The sequence below is a fragment of the Croceicoccus bisphenolivorans genome, assembly GCF_001634625.1.
In the GTDB taxonomy this organism is placed as follows: Bacteria; Pseudomonadota; Alphaproteobacteria; order Sphingomonadales; family Sphingomonadaceae; genus Croceicoccus; species Croceicoccus bisphenolivorans.
The window spans coordinates 308,691-326,155 of record NZ_LRSE01000003.1; the positions used below are offsets into that span (position 1 = coordinate 308,691).

At 62.9% G+C, this 17,465-nt stretch carries 19 protein-coding genes and 2 tRNA genes; 13 read left to right on the forward strand and 8 right to left on the reverse strand.

Annotation, left to right across the window (positions count from 1 at the left end; translation table 11 throughout):
- Positions 1–9: 9 nt before the first annotated feature.
- From eda to A7A77_RS04780, 8 genes are all read left to right on the forward strand, one after another.
- Positions 10–624: a bifunctional 4-hydroxy-2-oxoglutarate aldolase/2-dehydro-3-deoxy-phosphogluconate aldolase gene (gene eda / locus A7A77_RS04745; RefSeq protein ID WP_066554346.1), complete on the forward strand. Its 615-nt coding sequence runs from the start codon at positions 10–12 to the stop codon at positions 622–624.
- 83 nt (positions 625–707) lie between these two features.
- Positions 708–3,422 carry a phosphoenolpyruvate carboxylase gene (locus A7A77_RS04750; RefSeq protein ID WP_156500415.1) on the forward strand — a complete coding sequence of 905 codons (2,715 nt, stop codon included), beginning with the start codon at positions 708–710 and terminating at the stop codon, positions 3,420–3,422.
- Positions 3,423–3,553: 131 nt separating this feature from the next.
- On the forward strand, positions 3,554–4,459 hold the full coding sequence (gene argB, locus A7A77_RS04755) for an acetylglutamate kinase (protein ID WP_066554349.1): 906 nt from the start codon (positions 3,554–3,556) through the stop codon (positions 4,457–4,459).
- 4 nt (positions 4,460–4,463) lie between these two features.
- Complete coding sequence (locus A7A77_RS04760) at positions 4,464–4,970, forward strand: hypothetical protein (RefSeq protein WP_066554351.1); 507 nt, start codon at positions 4,464–4,466, stop codon at positions 4,968–4,970.
- A 112-nt stretch (positions 4,971–5,082) separates the two neighbouring features.
- Positions 5,083–5,376, forward strand: coding sequence for a YggT family protein (locus tag A7A77_RS04765; RefSeq protein ID WP_066554354.1), 294 nt, complete (start codon positions 5,083–5,085; stop codon positions 5,374–5,376).
- Positions 5,376–6,248: a bifunctional methylenetetrahydrofolate dehydrogenase/methenyltetrahydrofolate cyclohydrolase FolD gene (gene folD, locus A7A77_RS04770; protein ID WP_066554359.1), complete on the forward strand. Its 873-nt coding sequence runs from the start codon at positions 5,376–5,378 to the stop codon at positions 6,246–6,248. Before A7A77_RS04765 ends, folD begins: the two co-directional genes overlap by 1 nt.
- On the forward strand, positions 6,245–6,973 hold the full coding sequence (locus A7A77_RS04775; RefSeq protein WP_082835896.1) for a Cif family virulence factor: 729 nt from the start codon (positions 6,245–6,247) through the stop codon (positions 6,971–6,973). The genes folD and A7A77_RS04775 overlap by 4 nt, the downstream gene beginning before the upstream one ends.
- Before the next feature lie 3 nt (positions 6,974–6,976).
- A complete protein-coding gene (locus A7A77_RS04780) occupies positions 6,977–7,612 on the forward strand; it encodes a MarC family protein (RefSeq protein ID WP_066554363.1) in 636 nt (211 codons plus the stop codon).
- A gap of 3 nt (positions 7,613–7,615) precedes the next feature.
- On the opposite strand, the gene A7A77_RS04785 is transcribed toward A7A77_RS04780, so the two are convergent.
- Both A7A77_RS04785 and trxA read right to left on the reverse strand, forming a co-directional pair.
- A complete protein-coding gene (locus tag A7A77_RS04785; RefSeq protein ID WP_066554365.1) occupies positions 7,616–8,239 on the reverse strand; it encodes an LON peptidase substrate-binding domain-containing protein in 624 nt (207 codons plus the stop codon).
- A 13-nt stretch (positions 8,240–8,252) separates the two neighbouring features.
- A complete protein-coding gene (trxA, locus tag A7A77_RS04790) occupies positions 8,253–9,164 on the reverse strand; it encodes a thioredoxin (RefSeq protein WP_066554370.1) in 912 nt (303 codons plus the stop codon).
- A 221-nt stretch (positions 9,165–9,385) separates the two neighbouring features.
- On the opposite strand from trxA, the gene A7A77_RS04795 reads away from it, so the two are divergent.
- Together A7A77_RS04795 and A7A77_RS17760 are read left to right on the forward strand one after the other, a co-directional pair.
- Positions 9,386–9,460, forward strand: a tRNA-Gly gene (locus A7A77_RS04795).
- 366 nt (positions 9,461–9,826) lie between these two features.
- A complete protein-coding gene (locus A7A77_RS17760; RefSeq protein ID WP_156500407.1) occupies positions 9,827–10,876 on the forward strand; it encodes a hypothetical protein in 1,050 nt (349 codons plus the stop codon).
- Positions 10,877–11,163: 287 nt separating this feature from the next.
- Here A7A77_RS17760 and A7A77_RS04800 read toward each other — a convergent pair whose 3' ends face one another.
- Positions 11,164–12,018 (reverse strand): DUF2785 domain-containing protein, encoded by an 855-nt coding sequence (locus A7A77_RS04800; RefSeq protein ID WP_216635546.1) that lies wholly within the window; start codon positions 12,016–12,018, stop codon positions 11,164–11,166.
- 98 nt (positions 12,019–12,116) lie between these two features.
- Here A7A77_RS04800 and yghU point away from each other — a divergent pair, with 98 nt between their 5' ends.
- A complete protein-coding gene (gene yghU, locus A7A77_RS04805) occupies positions 12,117–12,950 on the forward strand; it encodes a glutathione-dependent disulfide-bond oxidoreductase (protein ID WP_066554374.1) in 834 nt (277 codons plus the stop codon).
- A 15-nt stretch (positions 12,951–12,965) separates the two neighbouring features.
- Here yghU and dcd read toward each other — a convergent pair whose 3' ends face one another.
- The 4 genes from dcd to mobA all read right to left on the reverse strand — a co-directional run bounded on the left by dcd (position 12,966) and on the right by mobA (position 15,398).
- Positions 12,966–13,520, reverse strand: a complete 555-nt coding sequence (dcd, locus tag A7A77_RS04810) for a dCTP deaminase (protein ID WP_066554376.1) — start codon at positions 13,518–13,520, stop codon at positions 12,966–12,968.
- Positions 13,521–13,607: 87 nt separating this feature from the next.
- Positions 13,608–14,303, reverse strand: coding sequence for a glycoside hydrolase family 25 protein (locus A7A77_RS04815; protein ID WP_156500409.1), 696 nt, complete (start codon positions 14,301–14,303; stop codon positions 13,608–13,610).
- Positions 14,304–14,308: 5 nt separating this feature from the next.
- Positions 14,309–14,791, reverse strand: coding sequence for a UPF0262 family protein (locus A7A77_RS04820; RefSeq protein ID WP_066554379.1), 483 nt, complete (start codon positions 14,789–14,791; stop codon positions 14,309–14,311).
- Positions 14,792–14,843: 52 nt separating this feature from the next.
- On the reverse strand, positions 14,844–15,398 hold the full coding sequence (gene mobA, locus A7A77_RS04825) for a molybdenum cofactor guanylyltransferase (protein ID WP_245638395.1): 555 nt from the start codon (positions 15,396–15,398) through the stop codon (positions 14,844–14,846).
- Between the two features lie 138 nt (positions 15,399–15,536).
- Between mobA and A7A77_RS04830 the strand changes: the two genes are divergently transcribed.
- The gene (locus A7A77_RS04830) at positions 15,537–16,208 is read left to right on the forward strand and encodes a glutathione S-transferase family protein (RefSeq protein ID WP_066554382.1); all 672 of its coding nucleotides are present in this window, start codon (positions 15,537–15,539) and stop codon (positions 16,206–16,208) included.
- Between the two features lie 10 nt (positions 16,209–16,218).
- Here A7A77_RS04830 and A7A77_RS04835 read toward each other — a convergent pair whose 3' ends face one another.
- A complete protein-coding gene (locus A7A77_RS04835; protein WP_066554384.1) occupies positions 16,219–17,166 on the reverse strand; it encodes a complex I NDUFA9 subunit family protein in 948 nt (315 codons plus the stop codon).
- A gap of 202 nt (positions 17,167–17,368) precedes the next feature.
- Here A7A77_RS04835 and A7A77_RS04840 point away from each other — a divergent pair.
- Positions 17,369–17,455: transfer RNA gene (locus tag A7A77_RS04840), tRNA-Leu, on the forward strand.
- Positions 17,456–17,465: the final 10 nt, after the last annotated feature.

Here is a 17,465-nt window from a genome sequence, read left to right on the forward strand (position 1 = left end):
AATCAGGACATGACCGACATCTATTCCATCATGACAAAGGCGCCGGTGATTCCGGTGCTCGTGATCGACGACATCGCGGATGCGATCCCCGTGGCAGAGGCGCTTGTCGCCGGCGGTTTGCCGTGCCTTGAAGTCACCCTGCGCACGCCATGCGCGCTCGACGCGATCGAGGCGATGAAGACCGTGCCCGGCGCGATTGTCGGCGCGGGCACCGTGCTGTCGACCAAGGATCTGGAGGCGGTGATGCGCGCGGGCGTGGAGTTCGTGGTCTCGCCCGGCCTTACCGACAGCCTTGGCCGTGCTGCCAAGGATGCGGGCGTACCCTTCCTGCCCGGCGTCGCCACCAGCGCGGACATCATGCGCGGGCTGGATCTGGGCCTTTCGCACTTCAAGTTCTTTCCGGCAGAGGCCAATGGCGGGCTGCCCGCGCTGAAGGCCATTGCCGCGCCCTTCGGCATGGCGAAGTTCTGCCCGACCGGCGGCGTCTCGCTGAAAAGCGCGCCCGACTGGCTGGCCCACCCGCAGGTGCTCTGCGTCGGCGGAAGCTGGGTTGCGCCGAAGGGCGGAGACCGCGCCACGATCGAACGCCTCGCCGCAGAGGCGGCCGCACTTACCCCGACTTGAGGAGAAGAGACCCCGTGAACCCCCGGATCGCCGAACTCCACGAACGTCTGCGCGAACTGCATGGACGGACGCGAGAGACCCCGATGTTCAATCCGGTCTTTCAACTGGGCCTGGAATTTTCAAGAAAGCTGGAAACGGGCGATATCGATCTTGCCGGGATCGACGGGCTGGTCAGTGCGCTGGAGTGCGAGGGGCTGCTGGCGCGCGCGCAGAAGCTGGACCGCATGGTCTCGCCGATGGAACCGGATGCGAACCTCGACGTGTTCCGGCAGGACGCCGACGATTTCGACAGCTTTGCCGACAAGTGGCGGCATCCGCTGCTCCACGTCGTCTTCACCGCGCACCCGACATTCCTGCTGACTCCGTCGCAGTCCGAAGCGGTTGCGGAAGCGGCGACCGAGGGACGCGTGAATGGCGACCATGTCTGCTCCGCCCCGCACGAGCGGACGCAGATAACGCTCGATTCCGAACATGATGCTGCGATGGCCGCGATGGCCCGCGCACAAGGCGCACGCGACCGGATCGTGCGCGCCCTGTTCGAGACGGCCCGCACCGCCCATCCGTCGCAATGGAAGTCGCTGGCCCCCGTTCCGATCCGTCTCGCCCACTGGGTCGGATACGACATGGACGGGCGCACCGACATCGGCTGGAATACCTCGATCCGCTATCGCCTTTCCGAAAAGGCGGAGCGCCTTGCCGGCTATGCCGCGATGCTGGCAGAGGGCGCGCCGGACATTGCGGACAAACTGGCCGCCGCTGCCGAACATACCGGAAAGATGGCAGCGCTGTTCGCGAGGGACCTGTCCGATCCGGCCTTGCTTGGCCATGCCGCCAATACGCTGACCGCCGACCATCCCGACAAGCTGACCAGCCTTGCGGCCGTCATCGCGCAGCTGGAAGAGCTGGCTGAAAAGGCGGACGACGAAACGGCGACAACCCTGCTGACCGCCGCCGCCGCCATGCGGGCCGACGGGCTGGGCATGGGCTGGATCCACTTCCGCGTGAACTCCAGCCAGTTGCAGAACGCGATCCGGCGGCGGGTCGATCCGGAATCGAAGCTGGACCTGTCGAGCCAGGCTGCATTGAACGCGATCCGCACCGCGCTGCAGGAAGTGACGCCACTGCGCAGCAACTTTGCCGCCCTCGCCATCGAATCGAGCACGGCGATACGCCAGTTCCTCGCGATGCAACAGATCCTGAAGCACATCGACGGCGATGCGCCGATCCGGATGCTGATCGCCGAATGCGAACAGCCGCAGACGGTACTGGCCGCGCTCTATTTTGCAAAGCTGTTCGGGATAGCGGACAAGGTCGACGTCTCGCCCCTGTTCGAGACGGAGACGGCGCTGGAACACGGTGGCCGCTTCCTTGATGCGCTGCTGGCGGAGGAGGAATACCGCAACTACGCACGCAAGCGGGGCCGGGTCGCGATCCAGACCGGCTTTTCGGATGCGGGCCGCTTCGTCGGGCAGATCCCCGCCAGCCTTGCCATCGAACGCCTGCAGGGCCGCCTTGCCGATGCGATGAAAGCCAACGGGCTGACGGATGTCGCCGCGCTGATCTTCAACACCCACGGCGAATCGATGGGCCGCGGTGCACATCCGGCGACCATGAAGGACCGTATGGAATGGCCGCTGTCCCCATGGGCGCGCCGCCGGTTCGTGCGCGCAGGGATCAGGCTGGAGCCGGAAGTCAGCTTTCAGGGCGGTGACGGCTACTTGTGGTTCGGCACCCCCGAACTGGCACTCGCCACGCTGACGCGCATCGCCGAAAACCCGCCTGGGCTGGCCGATCCCAACGTGCCGACAGACCAGTTCTATCGCCGCACCGACCTCAGCCTCGATTTCTATCGCGCCATACGCCGGGTGCAGAACATGCACCTCGTCTCCGCCACCTACAGCCGTGCGATCACCGCCTTCGGCCTTGGCCTGCTGAACGATACCGGCAGCCGCCGCTCCCGCCGCCAGTCGGACCTTGCTGCCGATCGCAAGATGAACCTGCGCCAGATCCGCGCGATCCCGCACAACGCGATCCTGCAGCAGCTTGGCTATCCGGTGAACGTGATCGCTGGATTCGGCACGGCGGCGGACACCAACCGGGAGGAGATCGCCGCGCTCCTGTCCGAAAGCGATCGCGGCAAGCAGTTGTTGCGCCTGCTGCGCGCTGCCGACGCATTGGCCAGCATCAAGACGGTCGCCGCGTTCGGAGAGCTGTTCAACTCCGCCTACTGGGCCAGCCGCCCCTATCGCGGCACCGAAGAACACCTGACCGATGCGTGCCTGTCGCTCGCCGAATACCTCACCAAGGACGACCGCGTCGGCGCGTTCCGCCGCCTTGCCAGCCGGCTGCGCGTCGATGCCATGCACCTTCACAAGCTGATGGACGCAATCCCCGGCACGAAGGGCGAATGGGGCCCCGCCATCGCGGACCGCGAGCATACGCGCCGCTCCATCGGCGTGCTTCAGGCCCTGCGCCTCGCGCTGCTCCAGCACATGTTCCTGAAGGCGGTGCAGGTGCCGGTCTTCTCCCGCAGCAACGACATCAGCCGCGAAGATGTGCTGGAAATGGTGTTCACCCTGCGGATCGACGATGCGCTGACCCAGCTGCGCCGCGCCTTCCCGACGAGCTTTCCCTCCATCGGCGATTTCGACATGGCCGAAGCCAGCGACTATCCCGACGGCGGCGACAGTGGCTACCTCGCCATCCGGCGCGAGTTCATCGATCCGATCGAACAGGCCTACGCACTTGTCCTGCGCATCGGTACCGCCATCGCCAACGAGTTCGGAGCGCACGGCTAGGCCCGACAATGCGATCCGGTCCGATCTATCCGGTCGCTCCGGCAGGGGCCCGCTGGCAGCATGTCGTGCCGCGCGGGCACCCTGAAAGCGATTGATCCCGGCCCGGCGACATGCAAAGGCGCGAACCCATTATGGCAAACCCGCTCGATCCGCACGACAAGGCCGTTCTGGCCAAGGCTGAAACGCTGGTAGAGGCGCTGCCCTACATCAAGCGATATGCCGGTCGCACTTTCGTCATCAAGTACGGCGGCCACGCCATGGGCGATCCCGAAGCGGCGCTGGATTTCGCAGAGGACGTCGTGCTGCTCGGTGCTGTCGGCATCAATGTCGTCGTCGTGCACGGCGGCGGGCCGCAGATCGGCGCGATGCTGAAGAAGCTGGGCGTCGAATCGAGCTTCGTCGACGGGTTGCGCGTGACCGACAAGCAGACCGCAGAAATTGCCGAAATGGTCCTGTCGGGCCGGATCAACAAGGAACTGGTCAGCTGGATCGCCAACGCCGGTGGCCGCGCGCTGGGCATTTCGGGCAAGGACGGCGGGCTGGTCACGGCCACCAAGGTGCACCGCACGCGCAAGGACCCCGACAGCGCGATCGAACAGGTTGTCGACCTAGGCTTCGTGGGAGAGCCGGAGAAGGTCGACACGCGCATCATCGACACTGCCGTCAGTGCAGGGCTGATCCCGGTGATCGCGCCGATCGGCGTTGGCACCGACGGGCACACATACAACATCAATGCCGATACCATGGCGGGCGCGGTTGCCGCCGCGATGGGTGCGGCGCGCCTGTTCCTGCTTACCGACGTTCCCGGCGTACTGGACAAACAGGGCGGTCTGCTCACCGACCTGACGCCACGGGACATCGCGGAACTGAAGGAAGACGGAACCATTTCGGGCGGCATGATTCCCAAACTCGACACCTGCGTACAGGCGGTCGAGGCCGGATGCGATGCGGCGGTCGTGCTCGATGGGCGCGTTCCGCATGCGATGCTGCTGGAAATCTTCACCGAACGCGGCGCAGGCACCCTTATCCGGAGCTAGTTCCATGCGTATCGCCCTTGCCGCCACCCCGATCTTCCTGATGGCAGTCGCGGGGTGTTCGGGGGGCGATGAACCTGCGGCGGAGGCGACGGAGGTCGCAACACCTGTCGCCAGCCCTGCCAGCACGCGAACTCCGTTCGAACTGCCGTCCTTCGATGGCACCGTTCCCGGTCCGCGGGACAAGGATCCGCAAGCGCTGCTCGACTATTGGAAAGGCGCGGTAGAGGCCGGCGACGAGGATGCGGCCGCCAAGGCATGGTTCGATGGCGATGCCCCGTCCGAATTCGGCGGCATCGGGATGGCCACGGTGCGCATCGAATATGGCGAACCGCAAGTCGAAGGTGCCGCCGGTTCCAGCTATCTCACCGTGCCCTTTACCGCCACCGCGACCGGCCCCGATGGCGAAGCCCTGCCCCGCAGCGGTACCATCACCGCGCGCCGCGTGAACGACGTAGACGGTGCCAGCGATGAGCAATTGAGCTGGCGCATCGTCTCTCTCGAATGGTCCTGAACGGCGAAAAGGCCGGATAAGCCCGGCCAAGGGGCGTATCAGGTGGTTGATACACCGCCACTCGCTGGGCTAGATGGCGCGGTCCCTCCGTAGCGGCCAAGGAAATATTCGAGTGGTTCTGCTCACGCTTCTCCAGATCATCGACCTGCTGGTCTCGGTGATCGTCTTCCTCGTCATCGTGCAATTCGTGATGTCGCTGCTGATCGCCTTCAACGTCGTGAATACGAGCAACCAGTTCGTCCGCGCGATCTATACCGCGGTGTCGGCATTGCTCGATCCAATCCTCAGCCCGATCCGGCGGATCATGCCCAACACCGGCTCGATCGACTTTTCGCCGCTGGTGCTGATCTTGGGCCTCAACATCCTGCAGATCGTTCTGCGCAACCTCGTGGTGGCAGGCTACTGATGGCGGACATCATCGACGGAAAGGCCTTTGCCGCCACGCTTCGCGGCAAGGTTGCAGACGGCGTTGCCGATTTCGTGGCAAAGGCGGGCCGCAAGCCCGGTCTCGCGGTGGTGTTGGTGGGGGAAGATCCGGCCAGTCAGGTCTATGTGCGCAACAAGCACAAGTCGACAGTCGAAGCCGGTATGAACAGCTTCGAACACCGCCTGCCTGCCGATACCTCGCAGGACGACCTGCTGGCATTGGTACAGCAGCTGAACGCCGACAAGGACGTCGACGGTATCCTCGTCCAGTTGCCGCTGCCCAAGGGGCTTGATGAAAACGCGGTGATCCAGGCGATCGACCCCGACAAGGACGTCGACGGTTTCACCACCGCCAGCGCAGGGCGTCTGCTGACCGGCCTGGCCGGCTTCGTCGCCTGCACGCCGCTGGGTTGCCTGATGCTGCTGAAGGACCGGCTGGGCGACCTGTCCGGCATGAACGCTGTCGTCATCGGGCGGTCCAACATCGTGGGCAAGCCGATGGCGCAACTGCTGCTGCGCGAAAGCTGCACCGTGACGATCGCACACAGCCGCACGAAGGACCTGCCCGCCGTAGTGCGCGGGGCCGATATCGTCGTGGCCGCAGTCGGCCGCCCGGAAATGGTGAAGGGCGAATGGCTGAAGCCCGGCGCGACCGTGATCGATGTGGGCATCAACCGCGTTCCCGCTGCGGCTGAGGGCAAGACGAAGCTTGTCGGCGATGTCGATTTTCCAAGCGCCAGCGAAGTCGCCGGCGCAATCACGCCGGTGCCGGGCGGCGTCGGTCCGATGACCATCGCCTGCCTGCTTTACAACACGCTGGAGGCTGCAAACCGCCGCGAAGGGCTGGCATGACCATGCGCGGGCTCGCCGCCCTTGCCGTTGCCTCGCTGCTTCTGGCCGGCTGCGCAAGTGGCGGCCATCGCGGCCCCTCTCCCGAAATGCAGGATGCGTTTCTGAAGCCCATCGCCAAGCCCGGCGATGTCGTTGCCACCGAACTGGGCTTTGCGCGCATGGCAGAGGAAGAGGGCCGCTGGGCCGCCTTCCGCGCCTATGCCGACGAATCCGGCGTGATGTTCGTGCCGCAGAAGGTGAATGCGCAGGAATGGCTAAAAGGCCGCGCCGAACCTGCAACACCGCTGACGTGGGACCCGTATGAAGTCTGGTCGAGTTGCGACGGATCAATCGGCGTTACGCGCGGCAGATGGGATGCAGGGGCCGCCAAAGGCTGGTTCACTACCGTGTGGAAACGTCAGCGCGACGGTTCCTATCGCTGGCTGCTCGATCATGGCGACGAAGATCCCTCGATCGGCCCCGCGCCCGAACTGATCGAAGCGCACGTCGCCGAATGCCCCGAGGGATCGTGGCTGCCCCCGCAGGAACTGGCCGTGGTTACCCCCGGGCAGGGCGAATTCTTCGGCGGCTCATCGGATGACAAGACGCTGCGCTGGGGCGGGCGCGTGGACCAGTGGGGCGGACGTATCGTCACGGTCGACGTATGGAACGGCAGCCAGTTCCAGCGCGTGCTGCACCAGACAGTCGCACCGCCCAAGTCCGGCGATCCGGCGCCACAGGACTGATTCTTGGTCGAGCTTTTCGTCTCTGCCTTCGTTGCCCTGTTCGTGGTGATAGACCCGCCGGGTTGCGCCCCGATCTACGCCGGCCTGACTGCCGATGCCACAGCCGCGCAGCGCAGGGCCATGGCGATCAAGGCCAGCATCATCGCAACACTGATCCTGCTCGTCTTTGCTTTGTTCGGTGAAGACCTGCTGGGCGCACTGCACATCGAACTGGATGCATTCCGCATTGCGGGCGGCATCATGCTTTTCGTCATCGCCATCGACATGGTGTTCGAAAAGCGGACCGAACGCCGCCACGACAGGGCGGACAAGGTGCTCGCGCAGCGCGATGCCACGCACGAGGTGGAGGATGTCTCCGTCTTCCCGATGGCGATGCCGATGCTGGCAGGGCCCGGCGCGATCGCATCGATCATGCTGCTGATGGCCCGCGCAGAGGGGCTGGAGCAGACCATGGCGATCCTTGCCGCGCTTGCGCTCGTCATGCTGCTGACGCTCGTCGCGCTGCTGGCCGCCGCGCCGATCATGCGGTTATTCGGGCACGAATTCGAATCGGTCGTGACCCGCCTGCTCGGCGTGATCCTTGCCGCGCTGGCCGCCCAGTTCGTGATCGACGGGCTGCGCGGCAGCTTCAACCTCTAGGAATTACTGCAGCGTCGAACCGTCGTCGTCATCGTGGCGGCTGTAGAACTGCATCAGTTGCACCAGCAGCTCGCACCGCTCACGCAATCCGTCAGCTTCCAGCAGAGCCTGTTTCGATGCGGGGTCGAACGGGGCGACTTGCGCCACACCGTTGACCAGAGCGACATCGTCGAGCCGGCCCACCTGCTCCCAATCAACTGAATAACCCTGACTGTCGGCAAAATGCCGCGCTTCCTGTTCCAGCGAAGCACGCTCGACAGGCACGAGCACCTCGTCCTCGTTATCGTCCAGCAACTGCGCCTCTACCTGGCGGAAAGGCGTTGTCACATCCAGTTCGCGCATCACGCGAAAGCGCGAAACGCCGTCCAGCACCAGATTGAACCGTCCGTCCTCCAGCGCCTCCACATCCTCGATTCGGCCAAGGCAGCCGATCTCGAACAACGGGGCGCCCTCTGCAGGTCGCATGGGCTGGATCATCCCGATCAGGCGATCGCGCGCCAGCGCATCCTTGACCAGCGACCGGTAGCGCGGCTCGAAAATGTGCAGCGGCAATTGCAGGCCGGGAAACAGCACCGCGCCCGATAGCGGGAAGATCGATATCCTCGTGGTTTCGACCACCGATCCCATGCCGCGCCCCGCCTCAGCCGAACAGGATGAGCGAAAGCTTGCGGCGCGTCGCCGATACCCACGAATCTTCAAGGCCGACCGCTTCGAAGATCTGCAGCAGCTTGGCCTTGGCCGCTCCGTCGTTCCATTCCGGCTCGGTGCGAATCATCGCCAGCAGCGTATCTGCCGCTGCATCGCGCTCTCCGGCTGCGAAGGCGGCATTGGCAAAGGCGATCTGCGCATCCATGTCGGCAGGGCGCTCAGCCGCAGCCTTGCGCAGGTTTTCCAGTTCGGTGTCGTCGGGCTTGTCCTTGGCCAGCTGGATCGCGGACGCTGCCCGCTCCACCGCCGGATCATCGCGCAGTTCGTCCGGCATGGCGGAAAGCGCCTGTTCGGCTTCCGCAACGTGCCCTGCCTCCACCATTGCGCGCAGCAGGCCGGCCTGGGCCGCCGCATTGTCGGGCGCCATGTCTACGATCTGGGCAAAGATGCCCAGTGCGCGTTCGGCATCGCCGCCTGCCAGCACTTCTTCGCCCATAGCGAGTAGCGGGGCGACATCCTGCTGAGCGCCATCATTACCAAGCGCGCCGGGCTGAACCGGCAATTGCGACAGCAACTGGTCCAGCACCTGCTTTAGCTGCGTTTCGCTACGCGCCTGTGTCAGGTCGGCAACCGGCTGGCCCTGGAACATGGCATAGACGGTCGGGATCGAGCGCACCTGGAACTGGGCCGCGATGAACTGTTCCTCGTCCACGTTAACCTTGGCGAGGACGACGCCCTTCTCTGCATATTCGGCCGCGACCTTTTCCAGCATGGGGGCCAGCGCCTTGCACGGCCCGCACCATTCGGCCCAGAAATCGAGAATGACCAGCTTGGTCTTCGACGGTTCGACCACCGCATCGCGAAAGCGTTCGACCGCCTTCTGTTCGTCCATGTTGAGACCCATGCTCGCCAAGGCGCGATTCTCCTCTAATCCATCCTGCGTGCAACCCGCGCGGGGCTGCATGTTCACGGCGCAATGTGGGGCAGACCGCGCGATTTTCCAAGGCCCGCCAACTATTGATGCATCGGTGCGATTTTCCGGTTGCAGGCCCCAAGGTGCCTTGCTAAAGGCGCGCCTCACCCCGACCGGAAGGGCTTCTCGCCACCCGGTTTCAGGCGTTCAGAGCGGGCGTAGCTCAGGGGTAGAGCACAACCTTGCCAAGGTTGGGGTCGAGGGTTCGAATCCCTTCGCCCGCTCCAGTTTTTCAAGGGTTTAGCGAAACCCTGTTCCCAAAAAATCGAAAAAATAGCATCTTCGGATCGTGTTCGGATTTTCCCGAGCCGTATTCGGATTTCGGGGAAGAAGGGTCTCAAAGATTCCGCGTCAGATGCTGAGGGTGCAGATATTCCTGAATCTGCCGGGAAAACGACGGTCACGCAGAGCAAGACGTTCCGTGATGGCGTGATCTACCTCTACCTCTCTGTAGATCGGGAATTTCCGTGACTGCATGGGGGCGGGAGATGTCGGCTTGACGGGCGAGCGGCCTATGGCATTAGAAGCCGATGGCACTTTCAGATTATGCAGCGATGATCGCTCTCTAAGTGCATATAAAAAGAGGAAACTGAGTGAACGACAAGGCAAGTCTTCTCGCCAAGCTGGAGGAGCTCCATCAGCAAGGTATAATCACCGGCTCCGAACTCGCTCAAAAGAAGGTGGATTTGGATGCGCGCTTTCGTGAGACTGGTGGGCCGACGGATTTGGGAGGTATTCAGGGGCGGATCAACACGTTCTTTGCTGGAAGAAGATGGCTTGCCATAGCCTGCTTAATCCTAATAGTTTTGGCAGGACTTTTCATAAAAGACCTCATCTTGCATCCGGGTGGAACCAACGACGAGGGGTACGCTGATCTTTGCCTTATTGCAGGTGATACTCGATCCCCGGTGAGCCTTGACCATCGTCTCTCCGAATTCACAAAAGTTATGGAACGAAATGGCGGCATTCTGTCATGGGAAGCCACCTCAAACGGCATGATCCTTCGCATTAACTCCACTGACAAACTAACGGGCGAGGATCGAGAGCTAGCACTGGAGCTATCGCGAACGGCAAATTCCGCTCCGGTCACAGACTGCAAAGGCGCCAAGGAAGGTGCTTTGGCGCTCCGAATGGTGGCAGGAGATGAAGACCTGAGCGGGTCAAAGCTGGCATTTGCATTGATCACAATAATGCAGGCACTGGATGCATATAATGCCGATCATGGTGGTGGTAATCTTTCACCCCCTTCAATTCCTCAGGCCGCCAGCTCAGAAGCGTTCCCGCAAGAGCCAGAGAATTCAGCGTTGCGCGCGGCAGAGAACTACAAGCCGAGCAATATTTGGGCGAATGGAGCAACGATCAGCGGGCAGTGCAGTGTCGTTGTTGAAGGACGCAAGATCATCGAGGGCGGCTGCAGCGGTATGGGGCACGGAAACTCGTTGTTCGTCACTTCCGATGCAGATGGATGCTCCGTCGAAATAACACGCGAAGCGAGAGGGCTTTCTGGCAAGGTTTTTGCCTATCGAAACCCATGTGAACCACTCGGCGAAAATGACACCACACCTGTTGGGCTGGGTAACTTCACCGAGAAAGATGGTTGCCTTGATAATGGTAGTTCGAAACTTTGCCTTGCCGCGCCGTAAGGGCAGCGCCTGATTTCTCGTTTCCTGTCGGATCGCTCTGAATTGCGGCCTTAGCCAGTGCCTGCCAATGAAAATGTTTTGAAAATAAAACGATAGGCCATCCCGGATATTCGGATCATGTTCGGATTTTTCAGTGGCTTTATAACAACCTGAAATCAAGCATGAATTTCATCGGATCGAATCTTGCCAAGGTTGGGGTCGAGGGTTCGAATCCCTTCGCCCGCTCCAGTTTCCAGACGATATCCGGTGTATAGACGTTGGCCTACGGGCCACGCCTTCGCATGCCGTCAGCCTTCCGTCGCCCGGATCAGGTCCAGTGCCAGCGGAGCCAGATCCTTTGCGGGGCTGTCTTCCTGCCGGCTGGCCACTTCATGGATCTCGAGCGCAAAAGCGCGCAGGTTATGCATCTGCGTCAGCGTGACCGCGTGGTTGTGGCGGTTCGCCCATTCGCCATCCTGCGGCGGGTGGAGCATGGCAAACCAGCGCTGCCATTCCTCTGGCGTGAACAGTCCCTTGTCGGCAAGAATCAGCACCGGCCGCGCCAACCGCGCCGGTTCGCCGAAAACATAGGCATGCTCCGCCGGCGCGACTTGTGCCGCAACCGCCTCAAGGATCACCTTGCCCGAAAGCCTGCGCACGCGCGGGTTCAACGAAAGCTGCATCATCAGGTCCGCGCCATGGGCAATGCCATGCCGCCAGCCCTCGCCCTCAATAAATCCGCGATAGTCGCGCTCTTCGGAAAGGTAGAGGGCGCCGAACTGCACGAAGCGATCGAGCACGTCCTGCTCCAGCCATGGTTCGATACGGTCCGTCCGCGCAAGTTCCGCCAGCGCCAGCACCGCAAAGGGGGCCATGAAGCCCCCTCCATCGTCGCCCGGCTCGAACGCGGCAGCAAAGAGCTGTTCGAGCAGCGCCATGCGCTTCTCCTTCGAGATCGCGCCCGATCGCAATGCTGCCGTGAACGCGCCCAATGCCTGCACGTCCCGAATGACCGGATCGGGATCGCCAAGGCAGGCGATCATCGCCTCCATCTCCGGCTCCGCAGCATTTGAGAGATAGGCGGTGGCGTCGAAACCGGGATTATCTGGCGGGATCGGACAGGAGGCGAGGCTTCCCGCGGCAAGAATGGCTAGAACCGGCATACAGACAATCTGGCTGTCCCCAACCGCCGAGTCCAGCGGGTGGTTATCGCGCGCGGCGTTCCTATCTTTCAACTTCAGCCGAATACGAAGGACGATCGATGACCGAGACATATACGCCGCCCGAAATCTGGACATGGGAAAATCAGGGGAGTGGTGAATGGACCTCTATCAACCGTCCGACTGCGGGTGCCCGACAGGAAAAGGTGCTTCCGGTCGGCGAACACCCCTTTCAGCTCTATTCGATGGGCACGCCCAACGGCCAGAAAGTGACGATCTTTTTCGAGGAACTGCTCGCTGCCGGGCATGACGCGCAATATGACGCCTGGCCGATCATGATCGGCGATGGAGACCAGTTCGGTTCGGGCTTCGTGGAACTGAACCCCAACTCGAAGATCCCCGCCCTGCTGGACCGGAGCGGCGCCGAACCGTTCCGCGTGTTCGAATCGGGCGCGATCCTGCAGCATCTGGCCGAGAAGTTCGGCGCTTTCCTGCCTTCGTCGGGCGCGGCGCGGGCAGAATGCCTGAGCTGGCTGATGTGGCAGATGGGCAGCGCACCGTTTCTTGGCGGCGGCTTCGGCCACTTCTTCGCCTATGCCCCCTATCCCATGGAATATCCGATCGATCGCTACACGATGGAAGTGAAGCGCCAACTTGACGTGCTGGACAAGCAGCTAGCCTCGCGCGAATTCATCGCGGGCGACGACTACACCATCGCCGACATCGCGATCTGGCCGTGGTACGGCAACCTCGCCCTCGGCAAGTCCTATGAAAACTCGGCAACGTTCCTGCAGGTGCACGAATATGCGAACCTGCAGCGCTGGGCGCAGTCCATCGGTGAGCGGGAGGCGGTTCGTCGCGGGCGGCTGGTCAACCGGCGCGACGGCGTGCTGGAACGCCACTCAGCCGCCGACATCGACGCATTGGTGGGATGACCTTGCGCTGCCGCGTCAGAGGCGAGGCAGCGTCACGCCCTTCTGGCCCATGTACTTGCCTGCGCGGTCGGCATAGCTGACCTCGCAAGGCTCGTTACCCTGCAGGAACAGGAACTGGCACGCCCCTTCGTTCGCGTAGATTTTCGCGGGGAGCGGCGTGGTGTTCGAAAATTCCAGCGTCACGTGCCCTTCCCAGCCCGGTTCCAGCGGGGTGACGTTCACGATGATGCCGCAACGGGCATAAGTGCTCTTGCCAAGGCAGATCACCAGCACGTCGCGCGGCACGCGGAAATATTCGACCGTACGGGCCAGCGCGAACGAATTGGGCGGGATGATGCAGCAATCCGTTTTCTTGTCGACGAACGAATTGCTGGCAAAATCCTTCGGATCGACGATCGCGCTGTCAATGTTGGTGAAGATCTTGAATTCGTCAGCCACGCGCGCATCGTAGCCATAGGACGACAGGCCGTAGGAAATGCAGCCGTCGCGCCGCTGGCCTTCCACGAACGGCTCGATCATGCCTTCGCTTTGCGCCTTGTCGCGGATCCACTTGTCGGAAAGAATCGCCATGGCTTTTCCTTGCCCGCCAGCGCCCGGCGGGCAACCCTGCGCCCGTCAAAGCCCGTGGATTACGCGCGCCGGAATTGCGCGGGCAGGTCAGGGCCGCGCGACGACCCAGTGCACACTGCCGTCAACCGTGGAAGCGTGCAGTGCGGAATTCGCGGTCCACATTTCCCACGGCCTGCCCGCATATTCCGGCTGCAGCCAGTCCCGCGCCAGCCACAACTTGCGTTCGGCCCGCGCGCCGAAATGATATTCCGCCTCGAACGAGGCAGAGGGCGCAAGAACTGCGCGTTTGCTGGCATGCATCTCGATCTGGTTCAGGAACACGACGAGTTCGGATTCGAGTTCGGCAGAGCGAACGCGCGGACGGCAATCCTCTCCCGATCCGTCAAGCAGCACGGCCGGCGCCAGCAGATCGGCATCGCGGGGCACCACGGTCACGAAATTGGCGGATTGCAGGTCAGCCCTGACGCACGGGTCGTAGCGGTGCACCGCGCCGACCTGCATTCCGGCCTTGCGCGCCGCTTCCATCGTCTGCGTGAAACCGTCGTTGCGTCCCCGCGCGCCCTGACTGGCCGTAACATAGGCAAAGCTGGCGCCGTCCCCGGGCAGTTCAGGGATCGACACCGCGCCCTCGTTTCCGGTGAGCCAGACGCCCTGCACCGGAAAATCGGTGCGATCCGGCCGCCAATGCGCCAGTTTCCACCAGATGCCGCCAGCAATCGCCGCCAGCAGGACCAGCGCCACGATCCACAGGCCGGGCCTGCGCCTGAAGAGGGCACGCACCATGGCGATCACCCCCGGATGTGCAGGACGCAGATCAGCGTGAACAGGCGGCGCGCGGTGGGAAAGTCAGTCTCCACCTTACCCTCCAACCGTTCAAGCAACAGCTCCGCCGCATTGTTGTGAACACCGCGACGGGCCATGTCGATCGTCTCGATTTCCTGCGCGCTCGCCTTGCGGATAGCCTGGTAATAGCTGTCGCAGATCGCGAAATATTCGCGAATCGGGCGGCGAAAACGGGCAAGGCCCAGCAGCAGGACTTCAAGCTGCACATCGTTCTCGTCCGAGATCTCGATCGACAGGCGCCCGTCAAGGACCGACAGGCGCAGCTTGTACGGCCCCTCGTTCCCGGAGCCGAACGCGCGCAACGGCTTGAACGTGTTCTCCTCGATCAGGTCGAAGATCGCGATCCGCCGTTCCTGCTCGATATCCGGATTGCGCCAGAGGATCGTCGCTTCGTCCAGCGCGATATCGATTATACGGGGATCCGCCATTACAGGGGATGCCATCGCAAATGCTGCGGCGCGGCACAAGCGGACATTGGCATCATCCCCGGTCGCGCACGATGCGCGCCAGGTCTTCGGGCGTATTGATGTTGGCCGGCGGGTTGGCAATTTCCACCAGCCGTGCGCCCGCGCGTTCGGCGAAATGCAGCATCGAACGCCGCTCTCCGCCGGTCAGGATCGCCTCCAGCACCGCAAGCGTCGATACCGGCCACAGCCCGACGACCGGCTGGGCGGCAAGGCAGGCGGGCCCCGGCGACAGAACGGCGGGAAAATCATCGGGCAGGCCGATCGAATCGACCCCGATGGTCAATACCGCAGCGAATTCTCCAGTCCGCGCATCGCGCAGCGCACCCGCCAGCCCGCCCAGCGGCCCTTGCCCCGCCTGCGGCCAGTCGGCCACGCAGCGCACCGGTGCCTGGGCACGACCGGCAACCACGACTGCGTCGCAAACGGCGGCAAGTGTCGCTACCGCGCGGTCCAGCAATGTCCTGCCATCCAGCAGCGCCATCGCCTTGTCAGTACCGAACCGCTTCGATTCTCCACCGGCCAGAACGCATCCCAGCAGCCGTCCATCGATGGTTGATGCTCCGTTCACCGTCCAAATCCCTCGAATCTTGCGCGTTTGCGGTAATGGCGTGTTGACGCGGGGGGCGCACCTGCGTCAATCGGGTTATAGCGTCGGCAGGGGGCATGGCGCGGGGGACACTCGACGAAAGGCTGTGATTCAAAGGCCATGTGGCGGCTTTACCAGTTTCCGCTCTGCCCGTTCAGCCGCAAGCTGCGCCTGCTGCTTGCGGAAAAAGGCGTGCCTTTCGAACTTGTTCGCGAAAACCCCTGGGAAATGCGGGACGAATTCTTCCTGATGAACCCCACCGGCCGCACCCCCGTCATGCGAGAGCCGAACAAGAACATCACCCTTTCCGACAGCCGCGCCATTGCCGAATATTTCGAGGAGACGATCCCGAAAAACCCGATGATCAACGGCACGGCATCGAATCGTGCGGAAATCCGGCGGCTGATGGCGCTGTTCGACGAAAACTGGTTCGGCGATGTCACCGGCCCGCTGCTGATGGAGCGCTTCACAAAGCGCGTGATCACGCGGCAGGCCCCCAATTCTCAGGCACTGCGCAACGCCATGCGGCTGGCGGACGAACATCTGGACTATGTCGATTACCTGATCGACCATCGCCCGTGGCTTGCCGGATCGACGATGACACTGGCCGACCTGACCGCTGCGGCGCAGATTTCCGTCGCGGACTACCTTGGCGGCATCAACTGGCAGGGCCACGAACAGGCGCGCGGCTGGTATTCGGTGTTCAAGAGCCGCCCCAGCTTCCAGCCATTACTGGCCGATCGCATGGAAGGCGTGCCGCCACCCAAGCACTACGCCGACATAAACGCCTGAAACCGGCGGATCAGGCCGCCGTTTCGTGGAAACGGCCGTGCTTGCGGTACTGCACCATCCAGCGATCAAGGAAGAGCTCCATGGGGCGCGGCGTGATGCCCAGCCTGGCAAAGCCCGGCAGATCGCCGCTGGCCACATTGCCCATTGCCAACATCGCATACTGGTCACCGGTGATCGGCGCGCCCGGAAGCCAGCCAGTCAGCGATGCAAAGGTCCGGCCCACGAAATCGGGCAGCGGCAGAAAACCACGGTTGCGATCCTGCGCCTTGGCAATCCGCTGGTTCAGCTGAAGCATCGTCACCGTTTCCGGCCCGGCCAGTTCGTAGGTCTTGCCCGCCAGCGAATCGTTCTCCAGCACAGTGACGATCGCGGCGGTAACGTCATCGACGAAAACCGGCTGCAGCCGGGCGTCCGGCGCGAACACCGGAAGTGCCGGCAGAGCCGCGATCAGCTTGCCAAACATGTTGAGGAATTCATCGTCCTCGCCAAAGAGGATCGAGGGACGCAGGATGGTCGCACCGGGGAAAGCCTCGGTAACGGCGATCTCGCCCTCACCCTTGCTGCGCTGATATTCGATTTCCGAATCGGCATTGGCACCGATGGCCGAAATGTGGACGAACGCCTTGGCCCCGGCCTGCTTTGCAAGCTCGGCGACCTTGCCTGCACCGCTGCCCTGCACCGAATCCAGATCACCATCGAACGCGCCGACAAGGTTCACCACGAAATCGGCCCCGGCAACTGCGGCGGCAACGCTTTGCGGATTGCGCACATCGACACGGGCGAATTGCAACTGGCCAAGATTTGCCAGCGGTTTGAGATGCCACGACTTGTCGGGATTGCGGCTGGCAACCCGCAGGCGTGCACCCTTGGCCAGCAATTCCTGAGCCACGTAAGTGCCCAGAAAACCACTCCCTCCGATGAGAGTGACAAGCTTTCCGGCCATTGCTGAGGACGCCATGTCCTGCCCTTTCCTGTGATGCCCGAACCCGGTTTGACGGTGCCCGCAAATACGGTCTGCGCTTTGGCATGCCACCTGCCATCCTGCAACCTGCCATGTGGCGAACAACCAGCCTTTCAAACGCCATTGACAACCATCACCTCCCCCGTCTAGTGGCGCCCACCTACCCGCACGGCGAAACACTGTTCGCCGCTGCAAAAGTGCCCAGATGGCGGAATTGGTAGACGCACCGTCTTCAGGTGGCGGCGCTCGCAAGGGCGTGGAGGTTCGAGTCCTCTTCTGGGCACCAACTCATTGAA

Bases quoted from the DNA above. Each gene is read 5' to 3' on its own strand.
- eda (WP_066554346.1), top strand. From the start codon at position 10: ATGACCGACATCTATTCCATCATGACAAAGGCGCCGGTGATTCCGGTG.
- A7A77_RS04750 (WP_156500415.1), top strand. From the start codon at position 708: ATGTTCAATCCGGTCTTTCAACTGGGCCTGGAATTTTCAAGAAAGCTG.
- argB (WP_066554349.1), top strand. From the start codon at position 3,554: ATGGCAAACCCGCTCGATCCGCACGACAAGGCCGTTCTGGCCAAGGCT.
- A7A77_RS04760 (WP_066554351.1), top strand. From the start codon at position 4,464: ATGCGTATCGCCCTTGCCGCCACCCCGATCTTCCTGATGGCAGTCGCG.
- folD (WP_066554359.1), top strand. From the start codon at position 5,376: ATGGCGGACATCATCGACGGAAAGGCCTTTGCCGCCACGCTTCGCGGC.
- A7A77_RS04775 (WP_082835896.1), top strand. From the start codon at position 6,245: ATGACCATGCGCGGGCTCGCCGCCCTTGCCGTTGCCTCGCTGCTTCTG.
- A7A77_RS04785 (WP_066554365.1), bottom strand. From the start codon at position 8,239: ATGGGATCGGTGGTCGAAACCACGAGGATATCGATCTTCCCGCTATCG.
- trxA (WP_066554370.1), bottom strand. From the start codon at position 9,164: ATGGGTCTCAACATGGACGAACAGAAGGCGGTCGAACGCTTTCGCGAT.
- A7A77_RS04800 (WP_216635546.1), bottom strand. From the start codon at position 12,018: ATGCCGGTTCTAGCCATTCTTGCCGCGGGAAGCCTCGCCTCCTGTCCG.
- yghU (WP_066554374.1), top strand. From the start codon at position 12,117: ATGACCGAGACATATACGCCGCCCGAAATCTGGACATGGGAAAATCAG.
- dcd (WP_066554376.1), bottom strand. From the start codon at position 13,520: ATGGCGATTCTTTCCGACAAGTGGATCCGCGACAAGGCGCAAAGCGAA.
- A7A77_RS04815 (WP_156500409.1), bottom strand. From the start codon at position 14,303: ATGGTGCGTGCCCTCTTCAGGCGCAGGCCCGGCCTGTGGATCGTGGCG.
- A7A77_RS04820 (WP_066554379.1), bottom strand. From the start codon at position 14,791: ATGGCGGATCCCCGTATAATCGATATCGCGCTGGACGAAGCGACGATC.
- A7A77_RS04830 (WP_066554382.1), top strand. From the start codon at position 15,537: ATGTGGCGGCTTTACCAGTTTCCGCTCTGCCCGTTCAGCCGCAAGCTG.
- A7A77_RS04835 (WP_066554384.1), bottom strand. From the start codon at position 17,166: ATGGCGTCCTCAGCAATGGCCGGAAAGCTTGTCACTCTCATCGGAGGG.